Annotated in this window: 18 protein-coding genes; 7 read left to right on the top strand and 11 right to left on the bottom strand. The window is 44.8% G+C overall.

From position 1 onward, the window contains the following. Nucleotides 1-74 precede the first annotated feature (74 nt). Nucleotides 75-6,170 (bottom strand): doubled motif LPXTG anchor domain-containing protein, encoded by a 6,096-nt coding sequence (locus V7M78_RS01910; RefSeq protein WP_333645860.1) that lies wholly within the window; start codon nucleotides 6,168-6,170, stop codon nucleotides 75-77. Between the two features lie 806 nt (nucleotides 6,171-6,976). Between V7M78_RS01910 and V7M78_RS01905 the strand changes: the two genes are divergently transcribed. Beyond that, a complete protein-coding gene (locus tag V7M78_RS01905; RefSeq protein WP_333645858.1) occupies nucleotides 6,977-7,384 on the top strand; it encodes a DUF3888 domain-containing protein in 408 nt (135 codons plus the stop codon). A 128-nt stretch (nucleotides 7,385-7,512) separates the two neighbouring features. Here V7M78_RS01905 and V7M78_RS01900 read toward each other — a convergent pair whose 3' ends face one another. From V7M78_RS01900 to V7M78_RS01890, 3 genes are all read right to left on the bottom strand, one after another. After that, nucleotides 7,513-8,343: a peptidoglycan recognition protein family protein gene (locus V7M78_RS01900; protein WP_333645855.1), complete on the bottom strand. Its 831-nt coding sequence runs from the start codon at nucleotides 8,341-8,343 to the stop codon at nucleotides 7,513-7,515. Then, nucleotides 8,344-8,499 (bottom strand): hypothetical protein, encoded by a 156-nt coding sequence (locus V7M78_RS01895; RefSeq protein ID WP_333645853.1) that lies wholly within the window; start codon nucleotides 8,497-8,499, stop codon nucleotides 8,344-8,346. It abuts the gene before it with no gap. Between the two features lie 142 nt (nucleotides 8,500-8,641). Continuing rightward, nucleotides 8,642-9,979, bottom strand: coding sequence for a redoxin family protein (locus tag V7M78_RS01890; RefSeq protein ID WP_333645851.1), 1,338 nt, complete (start codon nucleotides 9,977-9,979; stop codon nucleotides 8,642-8,644). 195 nt (nucleotides 9,980-10,174) lie between these two features. On the opposite strand from V7M78_RS01890, the gene V7M78_RS01885 reads away from it, so the two are divergent. The 3 genes from V7M78_RS01885 (at nucleotide 10,175) to V7M78_RS01875 (ending at nucleotide 12,839) form a co-directional block, all read left to right on the top strand. Next, a complete protein-coding gene (locus tag V7M78_RS01885; protein WP_333645849.1) occupies nucleotides 10,175-10,594 on the top strand; it encodes a metal-dependent transcriptional regulator in 420 nt (139 codons plus the stop codon). A 70-nt stretch (nucleotides 10,595-10,664) separates the two neighbouring features. Then, nucleotides 10,665-11,861, top strand: coding sequence for an NADP-dependent isocitrate dehydrogenase (locus tag V7M78_RS01880; protein WP_333645847.1), 1,197 nt, complete (start codon nucleotides 10,665-10,667; stop codon nucleotides 11,859-11,861). A gap of 99 nt (nucleotides 11,862-11,960) precedes the next feature. Next, the gene (locus V7M78_RS01875; RefSeq protein WP_333645845.1) at nucleotides 11,961-12,839 is read left to right on the top strand and encodes a LysR family transcriptional regulator; all 879 of its coding nucleotides are present in this window, start codon (nucleotides 11,961-11,963) and stop codon (nucleotides 12,837-12,839) included. A 71-nt stretch (nucleotides 12,840-12,910) separates the two neighbouring features. On the opposite strand, the gene V7M78_RS01870 is transcribed toward V7M78_RS01875, so the two are convergent. From V7M78_RS01870 to aspS, 5 genes are read right to left on the bottom strand one after another with little or no spacing between them, the layout of a single operon-like run. Then, nucleotides 12,911-14,200, bottom strand: coding sequence for an aminotransferase class I/II-fold pyridoxal phosphate-dependent enzyme (locus V7M78_RS01870; RefSeq protein ID WP_333645844.1), 1,290 nt, complete (start codon nucleotides 14,198-14,200; stop codon nucleotides 12,911-12,913). A 31-nt stretch (nucleotides 14,201-14,231) separates the two neighbouring features. Continuing rightward, complete coding sequence (gene gatB / locus V7M78_RS01865; protein ID WP_333645842.1) at nucleotides 14,232-15,677, bottom strand: Asp-tRNA(Asn)/Glu-tRNA(Gln) amidotransferase subunit GatB; 1,446 nt, start codon at nucleotides 15,675-15,677, stop codon at nucleotides 14,232-14,234. Continuing rightward, nucleotides 15,678-17,177, bottom strand: a complete 1,500-nt coding sequence (gatA, locus tag V7M78_RS01860) for an Asp-tRNA(Asn)/Glu-tRNA(Gln) amidotransferase subunit GatA (RefSeq protein WP_333645840.1) — start codon at nucleotides 17,175-17,177, stop codon at nucleotides 15,678-15,680. 11 nt (nucleotides 17,178-17,188) lie between these two features. Then, nucleotides 17,189-17,482, bottom strand: a complete 294-nt coding sequence (gatC, locus tag V7M78_RS01855; RefSeq protein ID WP_333645838.1) for an Asp-tRNA(Asn)/Glu-tRNA(Gln) amidotransferase subunit GatC — start codon at nucleotides 17,480-17,482, stop codon at nucleotides 17,189-17,191. Nucleotides 17,483-17,498: 16 nt separating this feature from the next. Continuing rightward, nucleotides 17,499-18,830, bottom strand: coding sequence for an aspartate--tRNA(Asn) ligase (gene aspS, locus V7M78_RS01850; protein ID WP_333645836.1), 1,332 nt, complete (start codon nucleotides 18,828-18,830; stop codon nucleotides 17,499-17,501). A gap of 560 nt (nucleotides 18,831-19,390) precedes the next feature. On the opposite strand from aspS, the gene V7M78_RS01845 reads away from it, so the two are divergent. Genes V7M78_RS01845 through V7M78_RS01835 form a run of 3 tightly spaced genes read left to right on the top strand, consistent with a single transcriptional unit; the run spans nucleotide 19,391 to nucleotide 21,918 of the window. After that, nucleotides 19,391-20,773, top strand: coding sequence for an MATE family efflux transporter (locus tag V7M78_RS01845; protein ID WP_333645834.1), 1,383 nt, complete (start codon nucleotides 19,391-19,393; stop codon nucleotides 20,771-20,773). 9 nt (nucleotides 20,774-20,782) lie between these two features. Continuing rightward, complete coding sequence (locus V7M78_RS01840) at nucleotides 20,783-21,304, top strand: NYN domain-containing protein (RefSeq protein ID WP_333645832.1); 522 nt, start codon at nucleotides 20,783-20,785, stop codon at nucleotides 21,302-21,304. Between the two features lie 53 nt (nucleotides 21,305-21,357). Continuing rightward, a complete protein-coding gene (locus V7M78_RS01835; protein WP_333645830.1) occupies nucleotides 21,358-21,918 on the top strand; it encodes a manganese efflux pump MntP in 561 nt (186 codons plus the stop codon). Here V7M78_RS01835 and treC read toward each other — a convergent pair. Continuing rightward, on the bottom strand, nucleotides 21,904-23,574 hold the full coding sequence (gene treC, locus V7M78_RS01830; RefSeq protein ID WP_333645828.1) for an alpha,alpha-phosphotrehalase: 1,671 nt from the start codon (nucleotides 23,572-23,574) through the stop codon (nucleotides 21,904-21,906). The two genes, V7M78_RS01835 and treC, sit on opposite strands and share 15 nt — an antisense overlap. Beyond that, nucleotides 23,575-24,984 (bottom strand): PTS system trehalose-specific EIIBC component, encoded by a 1,410-nt coding sequence (treP, locus tag V7M78_RS01825; protein WP_333645827.1) that lies wholly within the window; start codon nucleotides 24,982-24,984, stop codon nucleotides 23,575-23,577. Nucleotides 24,985-25,026: the final 42 nt, after the last annotated feature.

Here is a 25,026-nt window from a genome sequence, read left to right as displayed (position 1 = left end):
TTGAATATATTTCTGAAAACAATAAGACGCAGCCAGTTTCGCTGCGTCTTATTGTTAAATATACTTCTATTTCTTTATTCGTGTTTCTTTTTCTGCAGCATCATGTAAATGCTGAGCATAAGAGAACCAAGCAGCAGGATAATGCCGTTCTGGCTTCTGCCAAGGTCGCCTGTCTTAGGCAGACCAGCTAATGGAACATCTCCATCAATTATGATCAATTCTGTACCTGGTTCTGGAGATGGAGCTGGCATCTGGGCCAATGGCACTGTTCCTGGTGTTATAATGACATTACCGCCGGTTCCGCCGCCACCGCCGCCACCGGTTCTTGGAGGTGTATATCTGTTATTGAACACAACGCCATTTACCAGAGTCTCATCTGCCAGATATGTATTTGTAATCTCAGCAGTAACCTTGATTTCTGGAGCTGAGTCCGAACCTACTGTTTCTTCCTTTACATTAACCATAACATAATAAACTGTGCGGTCATACGTTACATTTGCTCTGCTGCCCAGACGCTCTGCGATTCTGTATACATGAGTTCCTACATCATCTCTGTCATAGGTAATCGGTGCAAATTCGATGGTTCCGTCCGCCTTGTTTGCTGCAGAAGTGATTAATCTTTCGTCTTCACCTTCGCCCTCATATACATCAAAGGTAAATTCATCTGCTGCAAGGGTACGCCCGGCAAGCACCTTATTGGCTTTTAATGCGATGCTGGCATCTGTTACCGGGTGATTGTAGGTGTTTGTAAACTTAATATCATCTACTGGGGTATCACCATCCGGATTCACCTTTGCCATCTTTGTTATCTCTGCAACAATATCGATTTCATCACCTGTTTCAGTTTCTCTTGTTTCTTTGCTCACCTTAACTTCAACAGTATAAACAGTTGGGTCATACGTTACATGTGCTTTGCCGCCCTTACGTTCTACTATTTTGTAGGTATGAGTGCCTGCATCATCTGCTCCGTAGGTGATGGTCTTGAATTCGATGATTCCTTCGCCATTGTTTGTTGCAGTATCAATTGGTTCTTCTCCATCGCCCTCATATACATCAAAGGTAAACTCTTCTGCTGTAAGGACACGTCCAACCAGTTCCTTATTAGCTCTGAACTGGATCTCATCATTGAAGACTGGTGGAGTGTAAGTATTTGTAAACACAATGGCTTCTGCCGGAGATGTACTTTCTCCCTTATATACTGTCTTTGTTGCAACCAGCTTATTAACTTCTGCATCTGAATCATCTACAGTTACATCAACTTTAACAGTATATACGCTGCGGTCATAGTCTACATTTGGCTGAGTTTCCATACGCTCTTTTACAATGTATGTATAGGAGCCGTCCTGGCCCTTTTCATAATTGATCGTCTTAAATTTGATCGTTCCGTCTGCCGCATTCTTGGCTGTATCAAGAGGTATATCATTACCCTCGGCATACAAGTCAAATGTATACTCATCGGCTTTCAGTTTACGTCCATCAAGTATCTTTTCGGCAGTTAATCCGATGCTGGTTCCTGTGACTGGTTTCTCGTAGTCATTATTGAATACGATTTTAGTTACTTTATCGCCATTGAGATAGATATCTCCTATCTCTGAGTAAACCCGCCCATCTCCTGTCTTACCTACTTTAACCTCAATGGTGTATACGCTGGAATCATATGTAACGCCTGTTTTACTTTCTTTCAGCTCTTTTACTGTAAATACATGATCACCTACAGTTAATTCGCTGTAATCAATCGGTGTAAATTCAATGGTTCCGTCTGTCTTGTTTGTTCCGGTACTAATCAGGGTATCACCATCGTATACTTCAAAGGTAAATTCGCCATCTGCCAAATTACGTCCTATCAGGTTCTTTGTGGCAGCTAAAGCAGTAACCTTTATGTTGTAGAATGCAATGTCCTGACCTGACTGATAATACTTAATGCCGGCAGGTTTGTCACCGAGATTACTGCCAAATATTGCGAAAAAGATTCCTGGTGCCCCCGTGTATCCATCCGGTACTGTTGTCTCTTCCAGGTAATAAATCTGATCTTTTTGCAGGTTTTCTCCGTTGTTTCCAATGATGTCCCTGGCTGTGTTTCCTCCAGCCTCTATAGCTGGATTGTAAGTGCCAATAGCCTCGCCAGCCTTCCAGGAACCGCCCTCTTTCACTGCTTTATAAAGAGTAAATTCAGCTCCTTCCAGCGGTGCTCCTGCCTGATCCATTTTAACAACTTTAGCCTTGAAAACACCTTCACCTGTAGCTATCGGATTGATAATGGTAACTTTTTTTCCATCCTCAGTTGAAATAGGTACACTGTCAGGATAGATTAACTGTGCAGCGTTTTTAATATTTACCTGTTCATTCAGATTTGCTGATAAGGATACATCGTATGTGATTTCGATGTGAGTTGCATCCGGAAGTCCCGTAATCTCAAATCCTCTGCCACTATTAATGATTTTCTTTTCAACATTAGGAATCTCTAAGCCTGTAGCTTTATTGATTACTTTAACGTTGTTGATAAAGTCTACATAGTTCATTTCATCAGCCTGAAGATTATCTCTTACTGTGAGAGTATCGCCAGGATTCTTAGTTAACTTTGCCTTTTGGCTGTTAACTGTTAACGTGTATTTTACAAAAGGTGCTGTGGTTGCATTGTATATCGAAGACTTATCAAAAACAGAAACATGGAAACTTCTTTCAGCAGTTGATTCTGATAAATCCTTTCCATCAATCTGCAAAGTTGCCTTATTCAAAAACGGATTCTTATTTGGATCTGTGATTTTAGTTCTTACGTAGAAAGTTTCTTCTCTGGAAAGATTACGGTTAACAGTGGTAATGTTATTAAGGTGGATAACAACCTTATTGTCAGGTAAAATTTCATATGCAGGCTTACCATCTCTTCCTGTTTCAGGAACCTTACCGGATCCATGAAGGAGTTCCAGAAATTCCATACCGTCAGGTATCTCTTCTATGATATCCACTGTATGACCTCCAAGATCTAACTTGGAGCCTTTATTGAAAACTAATTTCCATCTTACAATTCCAGTGGCGGAATCTTCAGAGTAATAAGTCTTATCCAAATAATCTTTGCTGAAGAATGGATGATATGCCTGGTCATTCCGTTGTAAGTTAACTCCAAAGTTGAATTCCGCCTTGTTCTCAAACAGAAGGTCAGTATTTCCCAGTGCTTTAAAGTCTGTCACTGTGGAAGTATATGTCACTGTTACAGGAGCAGCTACATTTTTATTAAAAGTAACGGTAAAGCTTCTGTCTGTAAATTCAACCGTATAATCATCCGGCTGACTCAGTGTGTTTCCATCACCGTCTTTTAAAACCAGATTTGCTTCATCATCAGCATCAAATACATGATAGTCAACTAAAGCTGTTATCTCGTCTTTATCATCATCATTCGTAACAATGCTGAGATTGTCGGTATATGTAGAACCTGCTGTAATGACTGCGTCTTCTTCTTCACCATTTTTATAACTGGATATTACAGAGTTCCAACGGATTTTTCCAAATTCTCCCCAACCCCATTTTGTTGCAACGCCAGGGTTCTCAGAGATTGCTTCAGCATTATCTTTTGTTAAAGCATAAGTATCATATTCAACCTCAACGCCGGTTTCGCCACCCAGACCGATTCCAGATCCGCCGCTTCCTGCAGGAGCAGTCAATTCGATTCTATTAGCCAGGCTCAACGCATTACCTGTACTCTCATCAGTTGGATTTAAAACCTTGGTATGATATACAAATACATAATAATAAGTTGCTTTGTCTTTCGGTATTGTGTAAGTCCAAATTGATACATCATTTTCAGTTGAGACATCAGCAGTTCCAACAAGTTTTCCTGCTAAGGATGATGCACCAAGATAGTCATTTACACTTTTAAATGCATATACATTTACCGGACCTACATATTCTTGCTTAGAATCCAGTTTATCCTTGACGGTCCAACCACCTATATTTGCCCCACCTGGATTTAAAAATACATCCCACTCAACTGCAGGTTTATGTACTGTAGTACCATCATTGTATTCCTTAATGACCTTTCCTGTTTTCATGAACCATTTGAAGGTCTTATTGTAATTAGCTGTTTTTGTACTAAGCGGTGTTTCTCCGCTGCTTACTGCAACTGTATTGTTAAGTTTTACAGTAGATGTAGTAAAATTACTTCCTGAATCTCCGCTAAGGGAACTGGTCCATATGTCTTCATTCAGCTTCACCCAATAGCTCAGCTTAACTACCTGCCCCTTTACCAGAGAAGCATTATTTCCTTGGCTGTCCTTAAGAGTAATGCGCATCTGATTATCTTCTCCAGTCGCTTCAAACTCTGCCGAAGTTACTGTACTATTGGAATCAGAAACAATTCTTACTCCGCTTTCTGTATCAAAACTTCCAGTACCGTCAGCCAGAGTAAAGGTATCAAGTAAAGATATATTCTCCAGTAATCCGGTATTTTTTGAATCAGCTGTCACTGTTACTTCAAATCGAACAGCTGTAGGTAAATTTGTAACCGAATCGTATTTAATATGACCTGCACCGGTTTCTTCATTGAATTTTGTATCACTGACTGCCTTATTTACAGTAGCCTTACGAGTTTCTGTTACGACCACTTTCGGGAATCTGAGATCATACTCAAGTTCTCCCAAATTAACTTCAACCAGTTCTGTTGTGTCTCCAACCTTTTCCCAATCCACGGAAGCAAATATACCTGCGGTTCCTCTGAACTGAGATCCAACACCGTCTTTTGTAATAGTAATCGTTAGCTTGCCGTCTTCAACAATTCCGGTACCAATCACTTCACCTGATGAATCTTTTACTGCAAAGTTATTTGTTGTGATTTTCAGGTTTTCAGGATAAGTGTATGTAAATGTATCTCCACTCTGTACTTCATAGTCATGGTATTCAGAATCTTTCAGTCCGTATGATAAAGCAATGTAGAACTGCATATTTCTGGGGAGAGGCTGACCACTAGGTTTTCTAACGACCTCACCATCACCATTTAACATTGTATCCAGAACATTTCCGTTGCTATCCCTGAATTCCATCTTAGGGTATCCAGCATCAAGGAAATCTTCAATTTCAAAACTTTCATTTGATCCTCTTGCAAACAGCATTGCTTCAAACTCAACTCCCAACTCCTCCAGAGTGGTTGTAATAGCTACAGCTGTTGCTGCTCCATCGATTCCTACCAAGCCATTGTCTTTTGATGACAGGCTGGCTGCCACGACTGGTGCATTATGGCGAGAAATAGAGGCCTGAGGTGAACTTTCAACTGCTTCAGAATTATTCTCTTCTGCTGCCTGTGTATCTTCCTCAGAAGCTTCTTCTTTTTCTGCCTGTGTACCTTCCTCAGCAGTTTCCTCTGTCTCTGCTTGTGTACCTTCCCCGGCAGTTTCCTCTTCTTCTGCCTGCGTACCTTCCCCAGCAGTTTCCTCTCCTTCTGCCTGTGTACTTTCCTCAGCAGTTTCCTCTTCTTCTGCCTGTGTACTTTCCTCAACAGTTTCCTCTTCTTCTGCCTGTGTACTTTCCTCAGTAGATTCCTCTGTCTCTTCCGCCTGACCGTCTTCAGTTTCTTCAACTACAGATTCCTCTGTTTCGGGCTCTGCTGCTTCTGTGTCCGGTACTTCATTTGTTACCGGGGCACCAGCGTTAGTGTCAATTCCCTGTTTCTCTTCTTTTTCAAATGCTTCCTGATACGCCTCAACCTCTACCGCCTTTGTTGTTTTGCTCTCTCCATCGGCTGTGGTAATGGTAATGGAACAGCGGACTGTTGATTCGCTGTTATTAACATAAAGAAAAATAATCTGCTCGTTTCCTGTCAGGCTATATCCCTCATCCAGGTTCTCCGGCAGACGGATAAAGCTATGTAACTGAACCTCTGCATCTGAACTTTCAAAGCTTGCTTCAAATTCATAAACAGCCTCTTCTTCTCTGTCAGAAAATAATGTATTGTATTTATCAATTTCTCCGTCTGTAAAATTAAAATATTCCGTAGAAACCGGTACTCCACCCTGCTCAATTACTTCTTCTATAGCTGCTGTCAAATCATCTTCCGAAATCGTAAAATTTACAAGGTTGTTGTCTGCTTCGTGAACTGCCCCCGCTGAAGTCCCCAGATTAGTAATAACCAGGACAACAGACAGCAGTAATGATATCATCTGTTTTAAATGCTTTCCTGCTTTCATAGAGTCTCCTCCTTTATATATTGATTTGTTATCCTTAATATATCATCACGTGGTTACATCCCAGTTACATCTTCATATTGTTTTTGTAACTTTTATTTTTTTAGCTTACTCTTTTCATCTGCTGCGTGAAGCTGCACATGTTCATAAACAGCCTTAGGCCCGATTCCTGTCAGATACATGAAAAAAACAGCAAAACACTGAAAATGTATCAGTATTTTGCCGTTTTCTTGTTTTAAAACACGTTCGAAAGACTCTCTTCATTGGTGCTTTTATTGATTGTGAATGGTTACTTCATATGCTATAATTGTATTGCATAATTGAAAAGAAAGCGGATGCGATTTTCCGATGTTAGATGCCCTCTAGTATTACGAAAGAGAGGGTGATGCCCTTATGAGTACAGGTGAAGTTTTAACCTTAATACTTGTAATTTTTGCGGCTCTGTCTTACATAGACAATCATAACAACAAAAAGAAATAGCATCCCACCGTCCAAAGTAGATGCTATTTCAAAATAGGTATTTTTACTGAGGGCAATCGGAAGATCAATTCCGATAACCTTTCTAAGTAAATTATACAATGGAGGGCTTGAGAAATCAAGTCCTCTTTTACTGTTCTTGACTCTTAAACCAACTTTCATAAAGCAACTCAGACTTTTATCTTCCAATTAATTCTTATAAATCCCCAATTCAGTATTTATCTATTTTCTTTTTTATCAGTTTTTCCATATAATCAAACCCTTCTATAAAAATGTATAATTATACCATTCAAGAAATACCTTGTAATACAATACAGCAAAAAGGATATACCATGATAAAAAAATATATTCCACTTTTTATATTACCACTTTTTATATTTTTATTATTAGGATTATTTCTAACGTCCAGAAATCATAAATCGCTCCAAACAGTTAACCCGGAAACGGTAACAGAGGACAGTATCAAAGATATTGTCATAGTCAGGTGTTTCCTAAAAAATATCTATACAGATACTCAACTTTTCTACTCCAATCCTTATATCCTGGTATATGATTATGAAACTGAAGTTTTGAGTGTTGAGGATAAGGAAAATGTAGGAATTCTAGTAAAATTCCGCACCACTCCTCAAATCGGCGCCCATAACCCTGTTGGTGAAGATGAATTGATTTATCATATAAAACCAGATGGAGAAATTGTTTTGACCGATTATAAACACATAAAAAGCTACTCTTTACCATGAAGAATAACAAACCGCTATGTGCTGTTACAATGCCCATAGCGGTATTTTTTACTTAAAAAACTTAATTTCTGAACAATCCTCAATTCCGGTATATATGAGAAAGTATATCTTATATAACAAAACCCCCTTTATCCCATGTGCAGGGACCCTTTATCATCCGTACTCAAATACATATTCCCTTCAAACATACTCCCATCCTCTGCAGCCCGGTACAACTCCCCTTTCCAGATAATCCACTGGTCTTTTGCCATAGCTCCATCGTTGTTTAAATAATACCACTTCCCGTCTGACCCGGTCTTCCATGTATCTTTTTCCATAAATCCCGCATCATTAAACCAATACCACTCTTCCCCATCCTGATACCAGTCGTTCCTGACATAATTTCCTGTATCTCCCAGATAAAATCTCCAGCCCCCGTCTTCCTCTCTCCATCCGGATTTAAGCTGAGGTTCTGTCTTCAATTCCGCCTGAAAACTATCCCAGGTATGCTGAGTATGATTATATACATAAGGGTTGGGGCAAATTTTTCCCGTCACATCGTAGTGGCGGATTACATGGTCCGCCGGAATGCTGTATTGCTTCATCAGCTTTTTTGTCAGCGCAACAGCAGCTTTTACAGTTGCATCTTCAAAATACCAGTCCCTGCTGGTATCCGACTGGCTTCCTTTATTCCTGACACATAGCTCGATCCCCAGGCTGTTGCTGTTGCGGCACTCTGGATGGCGGTATATCTTGGCCCCGCAGTGCCATGCAATATCCTTATCTTCAACGGACTGCCAAATTTCTCCCCTGAAACCAACAAAATAATGGGCGCTGGCTCCGATATACCCGGAAGCATAATACTTGCAGTTTGCCTCCGCTCCCCCCAAAGCCCCTACATAGTGGATCACAATATACCGGATGGTGCGCCCCTGTCCATTGCTGTAATTATAGGGGGTCAATAGCTTGTGAACCTCCATTTAAATCCCTTCCCTTCCTTCCGCAAAACCCATTTCATCTGCATCAAAGGATTCCCGGAACCGTTCGATCTCCGTATAATCGGAGTTTTTTAAATTTTCCCGTATTCCCAAAAGTTCTATGCTGGTCATATCCTTTGTGGCCTCACTTTTTACCATAAAATTCCCTTGTCCTTTTTATTTATCATATGACGAAAAGGACATGGAAGTGAGAAAGGGAGCAGCAGAAACGTCGGTCTCTGCTGCTCCCCTTCTTAATTTATTCATTCTGTCACACCGGCAATTCTCATTCCCAATGCCGTCAGTTCCTCTTTCCATTCATGGTCTGCTCCACAATGCTGCGCATAGTATCCTCAGACAGCATACCGCTGGCATAGCCGAATACATTCCCGTCCCTGTCAATCATAAAGGTCATAGGATAAGAATATACTCCGTAAGCCTCAAACAATTCCCCTGTAGTATCCATCAAAGTGGGATAAGTATACCCGTTCTCCTCCAGAAACTTCTTAACCGTTTCCTCATCCTTTTCCTGCCCATAATTGGGGGCAGCCACACCGAGGACGATCAGGGCATTGTCCCCTTCCGTATCATAAGATTCATACAGCTTCTGGATATCCGGCATCTCTGCCCGGCAGGGAGGGCACCAGGTGGCCCAGAAGTTCAAAAATATGGTTTTCCCCTTGTAATCAGAAAGGGAATGGGTATTGCCAAACTGGTCCGTCAGAGTGAAATCAATGGCCGGAAGAAGCTGGTTTTCGCTTTCCTCTTTTGTTTCCTCTCCAGCATCTTCAGAAGCAGCATCTTCAGAAGCCTGAACCGATTCTTCTGTAGATTCTTCTGTCGGCTTTTCTGTCGTTTCTTCCTCTTCCGTCTCAGAAGCCGCCGTTGTTTCCGTAGCAATCCCACCCGAAATGGATGACAAATACCCGGTCACTCCGTTCATCTTTCCGGTAAACATCATAATTCCCATGAGCACCATGAGCACGCCTCCGGCTTTTACCGCATTCTTTGCCACATTGCTGTGGGTTTTGAAAAATGCAAGGACGGATGTGGTGAAAAAGCCCACCGCCAGAAATGGCAGAATAAAGCCCAGGGTATACACACCGATGAGGGCAAAGCCCCATGCCTTTGTAGAAGCTGAAGCCGCCATAATCAGCACGCTTGCCAAAGCCGGTCCCACGCAGGGCGTCCAGGCAAAGCTGAAGGTAAAGCCCATAACCAGAGCTGTAAATGGTGACATGGCAAGGGTGTTAATGGACAAGGGCAGCCGGCCCTCCCTGCTTAAAATGGAAGACTGTCCAAAGAAACCAAGCTGGTACAAGCCGAACATAATAACAAGGATTCCTCCGATTCTGGCAAACAAAAGCTGGTTGGATTTAAAAAAGCTGCCGAGGGCGGAAAAACCAAGACCCAGAAGGAAGAAAGCAAAGCTGACTCCAATGACAAAGCAGATTGTATGCAGCAAGACCTTTTTCCGGTCATAATAAATCCTTCCATCCTCCCCCTTCACTCCTGTTCCTCCCGATAAATACCCGATGTAAAGGGGAATCAGGGGAAGGACGCAGGGTGAAAAAAAGCTGACCAGCCCCTGCACAAACACGGTCAAAACCGGAACACTCACATCTAGTGTAAATCCCAAAATAAAGCCTCCTCTCAATGGCACATGGTTCTGAATAAAAACCCTTGTTCTGTACTATTTTCAGTTACAGTTTGTGTAGTAAAACTATACCATTTAGATACCGGGGTGTCAAGCATTATATGGGTCTGCCTTATCACTCATAGAACTGCCCATAAGGGAATAAATATAAATAACATCCTTCATAAAGGAGTCCCCATGTCTAACCCCCACAACTTCTATACCTTAAAGGGCTATTCTCTTCTGGAAAACACCAGGATCACCTCCTCCATGGAGGATTACTTAGAAATGATCTGCCGCCTCCATAAAGACGGCCAGACTGTCCGCATTAAGGAACTGGCTGAATGCCTTAACGTAAAGCCCTCCTCAGCCTCCAAAATGACCGGAAACCTAAGAAAACAGGGCCTGGTGCGCTTTGAAAAGTACGGCACCGTTTCCCTGACAGAGCCCGGCTTGCAGCTGGGTGAATATTTATTATTCCGCCACGATGTGCTCCACCGGTTTTTCTGCTACATTAACCAGAATTCCGATGAACTGGAGCAGGTGGAAAAGGTAGAACACTTTATAGCCCCGGAAACAGTGTATAATATTCAGAAATGGCTGAATAAATTTACATAGAATACTTGTGCGATTTTACAATTCATCGTATACTATAGCTTACACCAATAATTTTAAGGAGGACAAGCACATGGATAAGATCAGGATGACAACTCCCATTGTTGAAATGGATGGTGACGAAATGACCAGGATTCTCTGGCAAATGATCAAAGACAATCTTCTTTTGCCTTATATTGATTTAAAAACAGAATATTATGACCTGGGTCTTTCCTACCGTGACCAGACCAATGATCAAGTGACCGTAGATTCTGCCAATGCCACAAAAAAATACAAGGTCGCTGTCAAATGCGCCACCATCACCCCCAACGCAGACCGTGTAAAGGAATACAGCTTAAAGGAAATGTGGAAAAGCCCTAATGCTACCATCAGAGCCCTTTTAGACGGAACCGTATTCCGGGCACCTATTGTTGTCAAGGGAATCGATCCATGTGTAAAAAGCTGGAAAAAGCCTATTACCATTGCAAGACACGCTTACGGCGACGTTTACAAGGGAACGGAAATGAAGATTCCGGGAGCAGGAAAGGTAGAGCTGGTATACACCGCAGAAGATGGAACCGAAACCAGGGAAACCGTTCACGCCTTTGAAGGACCGGGAATCATTCAAGGAATGCACAATTTAAACGATTCTATTGAAAGCTTTGCAAAAAGCTGTTTCAACTATGCTCTGGATACAAAGCAGGATTTATGGTTCGCCACCAAGGACACCATTTCCAAACAATACGACCACAGCTTTAAGGATATTTTCCAGGACATTTTTGATGCGGACTTTGAAGGCCAGTTTAAGGAAGCAGGGATTTCCTATTTTTATACCCTCATTGACGATGCAGTGGCACGTGTCATGAAGGCGGACGGCGGCTTTATCTGGGCCTGTAAGAACTACGACGGAGACGTGATGAGCGATATGGTATCCTCTGCTTTCGGCTCCCTCGCCATGATGACCTCTGTTTTAGTGTCCCCTGACGGAGATTATGAATATGAGGCTGCCCACGGAACCGTACAGCGCCATTACTACCAGCACTTAAAGGGCCAGGAAACCTCCACCAATTCCATGGCAACCATTTTTGCCTGGTCAGGAGCTTTAAGAAAGAGGGGAGAACTGGACGGAAACCAGAAGCTGGCTGATTTTGCAGACAGACTGGAACAAGCCTCCCTGGACACCATCGAAGCCGGAGAGATGACAAAGGACCTGGCTCTCATCACCACCATTCCCAACCCAACCGTATTAAGCAGCGAAGATTTTATCAAGGCCATTGCAAAACGTTTGTAAGTATTTCGACATTTTTTTCAAAATATCTGTTCATACTATTATCAAAATGATATAATGTAGATTATCACATGAACCATTGGTAATGGAAGGACATCTGACATGAACTTAAGACATCTCACGATCTTTAAAACGGTGTGTGAGGAAGGCAGCATTACCGGGGCAGCCAAAGCCCTGTCCATGACACAGCCTGCTATCTCACACGCCATCAATGAACTGGAAGAATCCGTTGGAACCACCCTCTTTGACCGGGTTTCCCGTAAGGTGGTCATCAATGAAAACGGCAAATTTTATTTATCGAAAGTCATCCCCCTTCTGGAATTGTATCAGGATCTGGAAAGCTACTCGGGCGCCCTTCATTTTCAGGCCCCCCTGCGGATCGGCTCCTGTGTCACCTTGGGAAGCTACTTACTTCCCCAGGCCGTATCCCGGTTTTCCCTCACAAATCCCGATACTACGCTGAAGGTCACCATAGATAATTCCAGAGAGATCATTAGTAAGCTTTTAAAAAATGAACTGGATATCGGCCTGGTGGAAGGCGTCATCCCAGAAGACCGGCTGGAAAAAATCCCTTTTTCTTCCTATCCTTTGGCTGTGATCTGCGCCCCAGCCCATCCCTTTGCCAAGCGTTCTGCCCAGCCTGTGACCCTGGACCGCCTCATCAAGGAGCCTCTCCTTTTAAGGGAGCAGGGCTGCACCTTACGGGACACCTTTGACTCCGCCCTTTCCTTAAACAATCTATCCGCAGAGCCTCTCTGGTCCAGCACTAATTCTGACGTAATCCTGCAGGCAGTAAAGGAAAATATCGGAATAGGAGTAATTCCCAGAATCTTTGCAGACGAGTCTGTCAAGCGGGGAGAGGTGGTTGAAATCGAGGTTCAGAACTTAGACATCAGTTGTATGAACCACGTGGCATTTCACAAGGATAAATTCCAGACAGAAGCTTTCCAGGCATTTATCAATCTGGTACTGTTCGACTGACAATCTTAAAACAGCCTATTAAAAAATGAGCTTTGACCGGTTATAACACCATGGTCAAAGCTCATTTTTAATTATTTCATTCCAGCCAGAAGCTTATCAATGCTGACAATCTTCACGCACACGGCAAACAGTTCCATGGCGAGAATCAGATCAGATAAGGGTGGATAGGAAGGAGCGATCCGGATGTTGCTGTCATGAGGGTCTTTTCCATAAGGATAAGTGGCTCCGGCTCCGGTCATTACCAGCCCTGCCTTTTTGCAGCCTGCAACGATGGATTTGGCGCAGCCGTCCATGGAATCAAAGGAAATGAAATATCCTCCCTTGGGAGCGGTCCACTCTCCGATTCCAAGTCCTCCCAGCTCTCTTTCCAGAGTCTCAATCACTGCCTCAAACTTAGGCCTCATGATATCCGCATGCTTTCTCATATGCTCTACCATGCCGTGAATGTCTCCAAAGTAGCGCACATGGCGAAGCTGATTCACCTTGTCGTGTCCAATGGTCTGAATCTTCAGCTGCTTCATAATATCCTCTAAGTTGTTCTGGCTGGCTGCGATGGAAGCGATTCCTGAACCAGGGAAGCTGACCTTTGAGGTGGAAGCAAATTTATAAACCATATCCGGATTTCCGGCTCTCTTGCATTCGGCAAGAATCTCGATCAGGTGATCCTGGTCGTGATCGTATAAATGGTGTATGGTGTAAGCGTTATCCCAGTAGATTCTAAAGTCCTTTGCAGCCGGTTTTAACCTGGCAAAGCGGCGGACTGTTTCATCAGAATAGGAAATCCCCTGAGGATTGGAGTATTTGGGAACACACCAGATTCCTTTGATGGAATCATCCTGTGCCACCAGCTCCTCTACCATATCCATATCCGGACCGGTAAGAGTCATGGGCACATTGATCATCTCAATTCCAAAGTACTCGGTGATGGAAAAATGTCTGTCATATCCCGGCACCGGACATAAAAACTTCACTTTATCCAGCTTGCACCAGGGTGTGCTTCCCATAACGCCATGAGTCATGGAACGGGAAACCGTGTCATACATTACGTTTAAGCTGGAGTTTCCGTAGATAATGACCTGGCTTGGAGAAACCTCCATCATATCTGCCAGCAGTTCCTTGGCTTCCTTGATTCCATCCAGCACTCCGTAATTGCGGCAGTCTGTTCCATCTTCACAGGTTAAGTCCTCCCCGCCGCACAACGCCTCCATCAATCCCATGGAGACATCAAGCTGTTCTATGCTGGGTTTTCCTCTGGACATATCAAGTCTTAAATCTTTTCCCTGAAAGCTCTTGTATTGGGCAGCAAGCTGCTTTCTCAGTTCCTGTAACTCTTCCTTTGTCATTTCAACATACGGCTTCATAGATTTCATTCTCCTCCTCAATATAGACTCCTTAACCCTGAGTGCTTCCAAGCACTTCCTTCAGTATCCTGCTGACAGCCCCCGGATCAGCCTTGCCGGACATAGCCCTCATGGTCTTTCCCATTAAAAAGCCCATAGCCTTTTCCTTTCCGTTTCGGTAATCCTCCACAGACTGGGGATTGGCTGCAACAATCTCCTCAATAACCGTGCGCAGTTCTCCCTCGTCATTGACAATTTTAAGCCCCTTTTCTTCTACATATTGTTCAGGGTCCACATCTTCCTTAAAAATCTTCTCAAAGACTTCCTTGCCCACGGTGCGGTTAATGGTACCATTATCCACCAATTCAATTAATTTTGCAAGGTTTTCTGGGGAAAATGTCATATTTTCAGGTTCCATTTCCTGTTCTTTTAAAAGGCGCATGGCTTCTACCATCAGCCAATTGGCTGCTTCCTTTGGCTTTTGGCAGATAGCAGCCACAGCTTCAAATAAATCTGCCATGTGCTTGGAGCCTGTAATGATGTCCGCATCGTACTCAGAAAGGTTATATTCCTCCTGATACCGGGCCATTTTCTCCGTCCGAAGCTCCGGCTGTCCGGCTTTTATGCGGTCCAGCCATTCCTGGTCTATGATGACAGGAGGCAGGTCAGGGTCAGGGAAGTAACGGTAATCCATGGCATCCTCCTTAGAACGCATGGCATAGGAAGACTCCTTGTTGTCATCCCACCGCCTTGTCTCCTGGACAACGGCCTTTCCTTCTTCAATCAGTTCAATCTGGCGCTTTCTCTCCCCTTCAATGGCACGTGCAATGGCTTTAAAGGAGTTTAAGTTCTTCATTTCCGTTCTGATTCCAAACTCTGAAGCTCCCGCTTCCCGGACTGATAAGTTGACATCAGCCCTCATGGAACCTTCCTGAAGCTTGCAGTCTGAGGCTCCTAAATACTGGATGATCAGTCTCAGCTTTTCCAGATAAGCGATCACTTCTTCCCCGCTTCTCATGTCCGGCTCCGACACAATCTCAATAAGCGGAACCCCGCTCCGGTTAAAGTCCACCAAAGAGCAGTCCTCCCATTCATCGTGGATCAGCTTTCCTGCATCCTCCTCCATGTGGATTTCATGAATCCTGACCTTTTTCTTTCCGGAAGCCGTGTCAATCTCCACATAGCCGTCGTGGCAGATGGGCAGATAAAGCTGGGAAATCTGATAATTCTGAGGATTGTCGGGATAAAAATAATTCTTCCTGTCAAATTTACAGTACTGGTTGATCCCGCAGTTGGCTGCAAGGCCTACTGCCAGGGCGTATTCCACCACCTGTTTGTTAAGGACAGGAAGGGAACCGGGCATTCCGGTGCAGACCGGACAGGTGTGGGTATTGGGCGCTCCTCCGAATTCCGTGGAACAGGAGCAGAAAATCTTTGTTTTGGTCGCAAGCTCTACATGGACCTCCAGACCGATAACGGTTTCATACTGTCTGCTCATTTACCTCTCCTCCTTCCCAGCCGCAGCCTCTGACGCCAGCCTTGGCATCTCATAGCCTGTGCTCTGTTCAAAAGCATAACCTGCCTGTAAAATATTTTTCTCCTTAAAGCAGTCTCCGATAAACTGGATTCCAATGGGAAGTCCGTTTTTATCTTTACCCCCTGGAACCGTAAGTCCGGGAAGCCCGGCAAGGTTTACGGAAATGGTATAAATATCGCCCAGATACATCTTTAATGGGTCTTTTAGGCTTTCCCCAAGCTTAGGGGCAGTCGTAGGAGCCGCAGGCCCTAAAATCACATCGTATTTTGAAAATGCTTCATCAAATGCCTTCTTAATAAGAGCCTTTGTTCTCAAAGCCTTCAAATAATAAGCATCGTAATAACCGGAGCTTAAGACAAAGGAGCCCAGCATAATCCGGCGTTTCACCTCAGGCCCAAAGCCCTGGGAGCGGCTCTTTTTGTACATGCTGTGAAGTCCCTGGTATTCTTTTGCCCGGTAGCCGAACTTTACGCCGTCAAACCGGGACAAGTTGGAGCTGGCCTCTGCGGATGCGATGACATAATAGGCCGGAATGGCATATTCCACCAGGCTTAAGTCAAAGGTTTCCACAACCGCACCCTTTTCCCTCAGAACCTCAGCTGCCTTTAAAACAGCCGCCTTCACTTCTGGGTCCAGTCCCTCACCTAAATAATCTGCCGGAATGCCAATGCGCATTCCTGTCACATCGTCTTTTAAAGCCGACATAAAATCTTTGTCCTTCCGCTCCACAGATGTGCTGTCCTTTCTGTCATGGGAAGCCAGCACCTCTAAAATGGCGGCACAGTCTGTCACATCCTTTGCCACCGGGCCGATCTGGTCCAGAGAGGAGCCATAGGCAATGAGACCGTACCGGGAAACAGTTCCATAGGTGGGCTTTAAGCCTGTCACTCCGCAGAAGGATGCAGGCTGTCTGATGGAGCCGCCTGTATCGGAGCCCAGAGCAAAGAAGCATTCTGCCGCTGCCACCGCACTGCAGGAACCGCCTGAGGAACCGCCGGGCACATGGTCCGGGTTCCAGGGATTTCTGGTAGGCCCGTAGGCAGAGGTTTCTGTGGTGCTTCCCATGGCAAACTCATCCATATTAGTCTTTCCAATGATCACTGCCCCGGCTTTTTTCAAGTTCTCCACCGCCTCAGCCGTATAGGTGGGAACGAAGTCAGAAAGGATTTTGGAGCTGCAGGTGGTTTTCATGTTTTCCATGCATATGTTATCCTTTACTGCAGCCGGGACTCCGGCCAAAGGTCCGGTCAGCTCTCCGCTGTCAATCCGTTTCTGGATCTCTTCTGCCTGCCTTAATATCTCTTCCTCTTTATCAACCGTCACATAGCTGTTAAGAACCGGCTCCATGGCTCTGATCTGGCCGAGAACCGCCTTGGCCGCCTCCACGGAAGTCACTTCCTTTGCTTTTATCTTTTTCCCCAGCTCCACTGCCGTAAGGGATAAAATTTCTTTTGCTGTCATCTTTCTTCCCCCTATTCCACTGTCTTTGGCACCTTAAAGGCTCCATCCTTGCTTTCAGGGGCATTCTTTAAGATATTTTCTCTGTCATCGCCGTTTTCCACTACATCCTGGCGGAAAACATTGTGTATGGGGAAAACGTGGGACATAGGCTCCACGCCTTCTGTGTCCAGCTCATTGAGCTTATCAATATAGTCCAGCATACGGCCCATATCCTTTTTGGCAGCTTCTTTTTCTGATCCGTCCAGCTCCAGCTTTGCCAGAATTCCTACATATTCAATTGTTGCATCATCGATTATATTTGCCATTTTCTCCTGCCTCCTTCTATGGTTCCAGTCTCGTCACATCTCTTGGAAACAAGGTGGTTTCCCTCACATTTGCTTCATCGAGAAGTCTCATGGTGAGACGTTCTAAGCCGATGCCCAGACCTCCATGAGGCGGCATTCCGTATTTGAATATCATCAGATAAGAAGAGATGTCCTCCGGCTCCATGCCTCTGGACTCCATCTTTTTGATGATCGTATCGTAATCATGAATTCTCTGTCCCCCGGTGGTGATCTCCAGACCCTTGAACAATAAGTCAAAGCTCAAGGTAAAGGTTGGATTTTCCGGGTCCTCCATGGCGTAAAAGGGACGTTTCTTGGCAGGATAGTGGGTGACGAATACGAAATCGCTGTCACACTCCTCCTTAAAATAACGGCCGATTAAGGCTTCCTCTTCCGGTTCTAAGTCATAGGGATTTTTGATTTTGCGGCTGTATTTTTCAGCCACCAGCTCCTTTGCCTCGTCAAAGCGGACGGTTGGAATGCGGGATACATCGGGAAGAGTGACCTTTAACATCTTAAGCTCCGCCTCATATTCCCTGGAAAGGAGGGAAAATGTGTACTGCAGCATGGCTGTTTCCATTCCCATGATTTCCTCAAAGCTGTCAATATATCCCATTTCAAAGTCCATACTGGTATATTCGTTTAAATGCCTTACGGTATTGTGCTTTTCCGCCCGGAACACGGGGGCGACCTCAAATACCCTGTCATAGACCCCTACCATGGTCTGTTTATAAAACTGAGGGCTCTGCCCCAGCTCTGCCTTCTTATTAAAATAGTCCAGCCGGAACACATTGGAGCCGCCTTCCGCTCCCCGTGCCACAATTTTCGGCGTGCGGATTTCTGTAAAGCTCTGGGAATGAAGAAAATCCCGAAAGCCTCTCACAATTCCTTCCTGAATGCGGAACTTTGCCCGTTCCATAGGATTCCTTAAGGAAATGGGTCTAAGAGCCAGCTTTGTTTCCAGGGAGGTGTTCAGCTTCCATTTGCTGATGGCAATCGGCGGCGCTTCTGCAGGCTGGGACAGCACTTCAACCGTTAATAAGCGAAGTTCAAATCCCCGGGGCGCCCGTTCCTCTTTGGATACTGTTCCCGTAACCCGGAGGGCTGATTCTTCTTTTAACAGACTTAAATCAAAATCCGTCTTTCCTTCCTCGTAAACACACTGCACCAGACCCTCTGCTTTCCGAAGGATCACAAAGGCCACCTCTCCCATATCACGAATGGTATGGACGCAGCCTTCCATGGCAACGGTCTTTCCCTCATAGTCACCGGCACAAATTTCCTTAATTTCCGGCATGTCTTTTTCTTTTACACCACTGATGAATTCCATATCTGTTTTCTCCTTACCTGAATGTAATTGTTTCGATTCCGGAAGCAGATTTTTACAATAAAATATCCCGCCCCGGAATACAGTTACATATTCCGGGACGGGATTTATAGTCTAATATTTCCCGCGGTACCACCCGCATTGAGACAAATCCCTTTCCTCCATCCGCAGATATGACAGACAGAGGGGAAAATGTCCCCACTCAAGCATTTAACGCATGCATACGGATAAGTCTACTCATGACGCCTGCTGGCTTTCGCCATATAGGCCGCTTCGACATACCGGCTCCGGAGTGTTCCCTTAGCCAAGTCCCACGTGACAGCGCTCTCAGTCGGTGACGCCATCTTCCTGTTGAGGTCCAATAGGCCAGAGTCTCCTTCTCTGCCTTTCTCAAATATAATAATTCACTGCTTTATTACAATGAATTGCACTTATATTAACATAATCCTTTTTAAGGTGCAATGTTTATTTTTCACAAATTTAAAAAAACTCACAATGTTGACTTTTCATGTGGGAAAGGTTACAATTATAGCCACGCTTACTAATGTTAAGGAGGTTTTTATATGTCTGAAACCATGGGCACTTTGCAGCCCGGGGAAAACAAGATGGGAACCATGCCCGTAAACAGGCTTCTCCTCACCATGTCCCTTCCCATGGTCTTATCTATGCTGATACAGGCCCTTTATAATGTGGTGGACAGTGTTTTTGTGGCAAGACTGGGAGAATCGTCCCTGGCTGCCGTATCCCTGGCATTTCCCATCCAAAACCTGATCATTGCCGTTGCAGCAGGAACCGGAGTCGGAGTCAATGCATTACTCTCCCGTTCTCTTGGAGAAAAGAACCAGAAGGCAGCCAATCTGGCCGCTGTCAACGGAATCTTTCTTTTCCTTCTCAGTTCACTGGCCTTTGCTCTGTTTGGAATCTTTTTCTCCCGGTTTTATTTTTCTTTGCTGACTGACAATGAGGAGATCATAAGCCAGGGAACAGCCTATCTTTCCATCTGCACCATATTTTCCTTCGGGGTATTTCTGCAGATTTCTCTGGAACGGATCATGCAGTCCACAGGACGAACCATTTACAACATGATCACTCAGGGACTTGGAGCCATCACCAACATCATTCTGGACCCCATCATGATATTCGGATTATTCGGCTTCCCTGCCATGGGAATTGCCGGGGCAGCGGCTGCCACAGTCATTGGACAAATCCTGGCTATGATGCTTTTGCTGTATTTCAACCTGACTAAAAATCCGGATGTGAATTTAAATATGAGAGGCTTCCGCCCTCATAAGGAAACCATTGTCACCATTTACCGGGTAGGGCTTCCTTCCATTTTAATGCAGTCCATCGGTTCTGTCATGACCTTTGGGGTGAACAAAATCCTTCTTTTGTTTTCCGAAACTGCAGTTTCCGTATTTGGAATTTACTTTAAGCTGCAAAGCTTTATTTTTATGCCTGTATTTGGGCTTAATAATGGTATGGTTCCCATTATTGCTTATAATTATGGGGCCGGAAACAAAAACCGTATTATAAAAACCTTAAAATCCAGTATTATAGGTGCCGTGTCCATTATGCTGGCCGGATTTGCCATCTTCCAGATATTCCCGGAACAGCTTTTATCCCTCTTTGATGCTTCGGAAAATATGATGTCCATCGGTGTTCCGGCTCTCCGGACCATCAGCATCAGCTTTATTTTTGCGGGATACTGCATTGTGGTAGGCTCTGCCTTCCAGGCTCTTGGAAACGGTGTCTACAGCCTGGTCGTATCAGTGGCAAGACAGCTTATCTGTATTTTGCCAATTGCATATATTTTCGCGAAATTGTTTGGCCTTCATTTTGTCTGGTACGCGTTTCCTCTGTCTGAAATTATGTCCGTAACCTTAAGCACCTTCCTTCTCAGACGGATCTATGTAAAACGCATTAAGCACCTTGCGGCTTCGGATTGAGGTGGCACCATGAATTCTGATTATCTTTTGGTGGATGGATACAACATTATATTTGCCTGGCCGGAGCTGAAGGAATTGGCTGAGTTCAACATGGATTCCGCCAGAATCAAGCTTCAGGATATTTTATGCAATTATCAGGGATATAAAAAATGCAATGTGGTCCTGGTCTTTGACGGATATAAAGTCAAGGGAAATCCGGGCACTGTGATAAAATACCACAATATCCATGTCATTTTCACCAAGGAGGCTGAAACGGCTGACCAGTACATCGAAAAGATTTCCCAGCAGATCGGCAGGCAGTACCAGGTGCGGGTTGCTACCTCGGACAAGCTGGAACAGATTATTATTTTAGGAAAAGGCTGCACACGCCTTTCTGCCAGGGATTTAAAAAAAGAAATTGAGGAGACCAATTCCGAAATTCACAAGGAACATCTGGAACGAATCCCCTCAAAGAAAAACCGCTTATTCGACAACGTCGACCCGGAGCTGTTTGCTTATCTGGAAAAGATCAGGCTGAATAAAAAGGATTAGAAATGATTCTGGTTTTCACTGCATATATTTACTAACCACAGGAGGAATATCACATGTCACTCATTGAACTGTTTATCATTGCAGCAGGTTTATCCATGGATGCCTTTGCCGTCGCCATCTGCAAAGGTCTTTGCATGCCAAAAATGAACTGGAAGCACGGATTCATCGTCGGTCTGTACTTTGGAGGCTTTCAGGCCGGAATGCCCCTGATCGGGTATCTTCTGGGCTCCCAGTTTAAAAATTCCATCGCTGCCTTTGACCATTGGATTGCATTTATACTTCTGGGAGCCATTGGCCTCAACATGATAAAGGAAGCCTTCAGTAAAGAAGAAACATGTCCTGTCTGTTCCATCGATCCCAAAAGCATGTGCCTTCTGGCCGTTGCAACCAGCATTGACGCCCTGGCAGTGGGAGTTACCTTTGCATTTTTACACGTTCAGATTGTCCCAGCCATCTCTTTTATAGGAATCATCACCTTTGTGCTGTCCGTCCTGGGAGTGAAAGCCGGAAATGCCTTTGGAACACGGTATAAGTCAAAGGCTGAACTGGCAGGAGGCATCACATTGATTCTTATGGGAGCCAGAATCCTGTCAGAACATTTAATGGGAGCTTGATTCAGGGCCCTGCTGATGGAGCATGACAGCTCCGTAAGGGCCAAGACAAACCTTTTTCCCATCTGTTTTTGTATTTTCATCATTGGATAGCAGGAGATTCCAGCTATCCATTTTTTCATCCAGCTCTGCTTCCCTGAACTGCCCGGAGAAGTTTGCCAGCACCAGCAGACGTTCTCCTCTATAGCTTCTTTTATAGGCAAACAGCCACTTATCTTTCAGGAACACCGGCTCATAGGTCCCTTCACTGATTACGTCATACTCTTTTCTCAGCTCAATTAATTTCTGGTAATAGGAAAAAATAGAGTCCGGATCAGATAAGCTTTCCTTTACATTGATGCGATCACTGTTGCTGTTCACCCTGATCCAGGGAGTGCCTGTGGTGAAGCCCGCCCGTTCCTCCGGCCCCCACTGCATGGGAGTCCTTCCGTTATCTCTGGAACGTTCTCCTAATATCCGGTAAATTTCCTCTTCCTTTTGCCCCTGTTCTTTTAATATTTCAAAGTAGTTGAGGCTTTCCACATCCCGGTATTGGGAAATATCCGTGAAATCCCCATTGGTCATGCCGATTTCTTCTCCCTGATAAATGTAAGGGGTTCCCCTCATCCCGTGAATCACGGCAGCCAGCATTTTGGCACTCTCTTTCCGGTATGTTCCGTCATCGCCGAACCGGGATACTGCTCTGGGCTGATCGTGATTGCACCAGAATACTGCGTTCCAGCCATTTCCCTGAGCCATACCGGTCTGCCAGGTATGAAAGAGATCCTTTAATTCTTCAAAATCATAGGGCATCAGAGACCACTTATCTCCTCCTTTGTAATCTACCTTCAAATGATGAAAATTAAAACACATCTTCAACTGCTTTTCTTCAGGAGCTGTATAGCGGATGCAGTGATCCATGGTGGTTGAAGACATCTCCCCTACGGTAATTATATCTTCCGAATCCAGTCCCGTATCCTCCACCATTTCCCTTAAGTATTGATGAATCCGGGGACCGTCGGTATAGAACCGGCGGCCATCCCCTTCCTCATCGTTTTCCCACTGTTCAGGCTTTGACACCAAATTGATGACATCAAACCGGAACCCCTTGATTCCCTTTTCCTTCCAGAACCTTATGACCTTTTTCACCTCTTCCCGCACTGCGGGATTATCCCAGTTTAAATCCGCCTGTGTCCGGTCAAAGAGGTGGAGATAATATTTTCCCAGCTCCTCCACGTACTCCCATGTGCTGCCGCCGAATTTAGACTGCCAGTTGGTGGGCGGATTTCCCGCCTCACCGTCCCGGAAGAAATAGTAATCCTGAAATTCCTTTTCTCCTTTCAGAGCTCTCTGAAACCACTCATGGCTGGTGGAGGTGTGGTTAAAGACCATGTCAAGCATCAGGGCCATTCCACGCTCTTTCGCCTCTGATACCAACCTCTCCAGATCGTCCATGGTGCCGAACACGGGAGCAATCCGGTAATAATCCTGGATATCATATCCGTTATCATTTTGAGGAGATATGAAAAATGGAGTCAGCCAAAGATAATCCACTCCCAGCCTTTTTAAGTAATCCAGCCGGTCAACAATTCCCTTTAAATCTCCAATCCCATCCCCATTGGTATCCTGAAAGGATTTGGGATAAATCTGATACACACATGATTTCCTGAAATTCTGCATTTACTGAACTCCCCTCTTCTTTCCAAAAATAACGGTAATAATAAACGGTACTGCAATGGCAACCAGCATACACATTCCAAAGGTAACCATGTGCTGAGGCTGAATGGACAGGATTCCGGGAATCCCTCCCACACCGATAGAATTAGCCATAACATTCATTCCCACAGAAAGGGTTGCTGCCAAAGCGGAACCGGTCATGGCTGCCAGGAAAGGAAAGCCCCTCTTTAAATTCACACCAAAGATAGCCGGCTCCGTAACTCCCAGGTAGCAGGAGATGCAGGCAGGAACAGAAACCTGCTGTGCTTCCTTGTTTTTTCTCTGAAGATAGATCATGGCCAGTACGGAAGATCCCTGGGCAATGTTAGATAATGCAATCATAGGCCATAACATGGTTCCGCCGAATTCAGCCATAAGCTGCAAGTCAATGGCATTTGTCATATGATGAAGCCCTGTAATAACAAGGGGTGCATAGACAAAACCGAATAAAGTTGCAAACAGCCAGCGGAAACTGGAGGTAAGCCCTGCATAAACAACTTTTGAAATCCAGGAGCCGATGGACCAGCCAATGGGGCCTACCACCGCATGAGCGGCAATGACTGCCAGAAGCAGGGAAAGAAACGGAACCACGATCATGGAAATCGCCTGAGGCGTAATTTTCTTAAAGAACCTCTCCAGGTAAACCAGCACAAAACCTGCAAGAATGGCAGGAATCACCTGTGCCTGATAGCCGATCATCCCCATTTTGGCAAAACCAAAATCCCAGAATGGAACTTCTGCGCCTGAGGCCATGGCATATGCATTTAAAAGCTGGGGAGACACCAGGGTCAGGCCCAGAACAATTCCCAGTATCTGGGTGGTTCCCATCTTTCTTGTGATGGACCAGGTAATTCCCACAGGAAGAAAATGAAAGACAGCCTCACCGATGAGCCACAGGAAGCTGTGGACACCTGCCCAGAAAATGGAGGCTTCAACGAGAGTCTGGGTTCCGCCATTGATGAACTTGATCTCTCCGATGATGTTTCGGAAGCCCAGAATCAGACCTCCTACGATAATAGCCGGAATTAAAGGAGCAAAAATCTCAGCAATATCTGCCACTGCCCTCTGTAAAAGATTCATGTTTCCCTTTGCCTCAACTTTTACCGCTTCCTTGGACACTCCTTCTATACCGGATACTGCGGTAAAATCATTATAAAACGACTGTACATCATTTCCGATAATGACCTGAAACTGCCCTGCCTGGGTAAAAGTCCCCTTAACACTTTCAAGAGCTTCAATCTTTTGCGTATCCGCTTTGTCCGCATCGGTCAATACAAAGCGCATCCTGGTCATGCAGTGGGATACTGCACTGATGTTCTCCTTCCCTCCCACATACTCCAATAGTTTTTTTCCATCACTTTCATACTTGCCCATATCAATACTCCTTCCCATACATGTTTTCACGCTCCGCCAAAC

The sequence above is a fragment of the Lacrimispora sp. genome, assembly GCF_036758025.1.
Classification (GTDB): domain Bacteria; phylum Bacillota; class Clostridia; order Lachnospirales; family Lachnospiraceae; genus Lacrimispora.
Note: the sequence above shows the minus strand (reverse complement) of the source record. Positions and strands in the feature narration are given on the sequence as shown.

What these genes read in the sequence shown, in the direction of transcription:
- V7M78_RS01910 (WP_333645860.1), bottom strand. Translation starts at nt 6,170, where the DNA reads ATGAAAGCAGGAAAGCATTTAAAACAGATGATATCATTACTGCTGTCT.
- V7M78_RS01905 (WP_333645858.1), top strand. Translation starts at nt 6,977, where the DNA reads ATGATAAAAAAATATATTCCACTTTTTATATTACCACTTTTTATATTT.
- V7M78_RS01900 (WP_333645855.1), bottom strand. Translation starts at nt 8,343, where the DNA reads ATGGAGGTTCACAAGCTATTGACCCCCTATAATTACAGCAATGGACAG.
- V7M78_RS01895 (WP_333645853.1), bottom strand. Translation starts at nt 8,499, where the DNA reads ATGGTAAAAAGTGAGGCCACAAAGGATATGACCAGCATAGAACTTTTG.
- V7M78_RS01885 (WP_333645849.1), top strand. Translation starts at nt 10,175, where the DNA reads ATGTCTAACCCCCACAACTTCTATACCTTAAAGGGCTATTCTCTTCTG.
- V7M78_RS01880 (WP_333645847.1), top strand. Translation starts at nt 10,665, where the DNA reads ATGGATAAGATCAGGATGACAACTCCCATTGTTGAAATGGATGGTGAC.
- V7M78_RS01875 (WP_333645845.1), top strand. Translation starts at nt 11,961, where the DNA reads ATGAACTTAAGACATCTCACGATCTTTAAAACGGTGTGTGAGGAAGGC.
- V7M78_RS01870 (WP_333645844.1), bottom strand. Translation starts at nt 14,200, where the DNA reads ATGAAGCCGTATGTTGAAATGACAAAGGAAGAGTTACAGGAACTGAGA.
- gatB (WP_333645842.1), bottom strand. Translation starts at nt 15,677, where the DNA reads ATGAGCAGACAGTATGAAACCGTTATCGGTCTGGAGGTCCATGTAGAG.
- gatA (WP_333645840.1), bottom strand. Translation starts at nt 17,177, where the DNA reads ATGACAGCAAAAGAAATTTTATCCCTTACGGCAGTGGAGCTGGGGAAA.
- gatC (WP_333645838.1), bottom strand. Translation starts at nt 17,482, where the DNA reads ATGGCAAATATAATCGATGATGCAACAATTGAATATGTAGGAATTCTG.
- aspS (WP_333645836.1), bottom strand. Translation starts at nt 18,830, where the DNA reads ATGGAATTCATCAGTGGTGTAAAAGAAAAAGACATGCCGGAAATTAAG.
- V7M78_RS01845 (WP_333645834.1), top strand. Translation starts at nt 19,391, where the DNA reads ATGTCTGAAACCATGGGCACTTTGCAGCCCGGGGAAAACAAGATGGGA.
- V7M78_RS01840 (WP_333645832.1), top strand. Translation starts at nt 20,783, where the DNA reads ATGAATTCTGATTATCTTTTGGTGGATGGATACAACATTATATTTGCC.
- V7M78_RS01835 (WP_333645830.1), top strand. Translation starts at nt 21,358, where the DNA reads ATGTCACTCATTGAACTGTTTATCATTGCAGCAGGTTTATCCATGGAT.
- treC (WP_333645828.1), bottom strand. Translation starts at nt 23,574, where the DNA reads ATGCAGAATTTCAGGAAATCATGTGTGTATCAGATTTATCCCAAATCC.
- treP (WP_333645827.1), bottom strand. Translation starts at nt 24,984, where the DNA reads ATGGGCAAGTATGAAAGTGATGGAAAAAAACTATTGGAGTATGTGGGA.